The sequence below is a fragment of the Brevibacillus sp. HB1.3 genome (assembly GCF_013186635.1).
Taxonomy (GTDB): domain Bacteria; phylum Bacillota; class Bacilli; order Brevibacillales; family Brevibacillaceae; genus Brevibacillus; species Brevibacillus brevis_D.
Genome location: NZ_JABMIT010000026.1, coordinates 1 through 1,501, shown reverse-complemented (window position 1 = coordinate 1,501; position 1,501 = coordinate 1). Strand labels below are relative to the sequence as shown.

General features: G+C 53.9%; 1 rRNA gene. It reads left to right on the top strand.

From position 1 onward, the window contains the following. Nucleotides 1-2: 2 nt before the first annotated feature. Nucleotides 3-1,501, top strand: a 23S ribosomal RNA gene (locus tag HPY31_RS28420); the annotation flags it as partial.

The following is a 1,501-nucleotide window of genomic DNA, read 5'->3' as shown; positions in this document are numbered from 1 at the left end:
GTGGTTAAGTTACTAAGGGCACACGGTGGATGCCTTGGCGCTAGGAGCCGAAGAAGGACGCAGCGAACTGCGATAAGCCTCGGGGAGCGGTAAGCACGCTTTGATCCGGGGATCTCCGAATGGGGCAACCCACCATCTGTAATGGGATGGTATCCTTCACTGAATACATAGGTGATGAGAAGGCAGACCCGGTGAACTGAAACATCTAAGTAGCCGGAGGAAGAGAAAACAATAGTGATTCCGTCAGTAGTGGCGAGCGAACGCGGAAGAGCCTAAACCGTCGGGTTTACCCGGCGGGGTTGTGGGGCGTCTCACATGGAGTTACAAAAGACGCGCGTAGGTGAACAGCTTGGGAAAGCTGACCATAGAGCGTGATAGTCGCGTAACCTAAACGCGCGTCTCTCCGAGACCAACCCCGAGTAGCGCGGGACACGTGAAATCCCGTGTGAATCTGGCAGGACCATCTGCTAAGGCTAAATACTACCTAGCGACCGATAGTGAACCAGTACCGTGAGGGAAAGGTGAAAAGCACCCCGGGAGGGGAGTGAAATAGTACCTGAAACCGTGTGCTTACAAATAGTCGGAGCCCGTTAAAAGGGTGACGGCGTGCCTTTTGTAGAATGAACCGGCGAGTTACGGTAGCGTGCGAGGTTAAGTTGAAGAGACGGAGCCGCAGCGAAAGCGAGTCTGAATAGGGCGATAGTACGCTGCCGTAGACCCGAAACCGTGTGATCTAGCCATGTCCAGGGTGAAGGTAGGGTAACACCTACTGGAGGCCCGAACCCACGCACGTTGAAAAGTGCGGGGATGAGGTGTGGCTAGCGGTGAAATTCCAATCGAACTCGGAGATAGCTGGTTCTCCCCGAAATAGCTTTAGGGCTAGCCTCGGAATTTAGAGTCTTGGAGGTAGAGCACTGATTGGGCTAGGGGCCCTCATCGGGTTACCGAACTCAGTCAAACTCCGAATGCCAATGACTTATGTCCGGGAGTCAGACGGTGAGTGCTAAGATCCATCGTCAAAAGGGAAACAGCCCAGACCATCAGCTAAGGTCCCCAAGTATACGTTAAGTGGGAAACGATGTGGAGTTGCCCAGACAACCAGGATGTTGGCTTAGAAGCAGCCACCATTTAAAGAGTGCGTAATAGCTCACTGGTCGAGTGACTCTGCGCGGAAAATGTAACGGGGCTAAACGTATCACCGAAGCTATGGCAGTCCTTACGGACTGGGTAGGGGAGCGTTCCAAGCAGCAGTGAAGCCGTACTGGAAAGAGCGGTGGAGCGCTTGGAAGTGAGAATGCCGGTGTAAGTAGCGAAAAGACAAGTGAGAATCTTGTCCACCGAAAGCCTAAGGTTTCCTGGGGAAGGCTCGTCCTCCCAGGGTTAGTCGGGACCTAAGCTGAGGCCGAAAGGCGTAGGCGATGGACAACAGGTTGATATTCCTGTACCACCTCTGTTCCGCTTGAGCAATGGCGTGACGCAGGAGGATAGGGTGAGCGGCCTA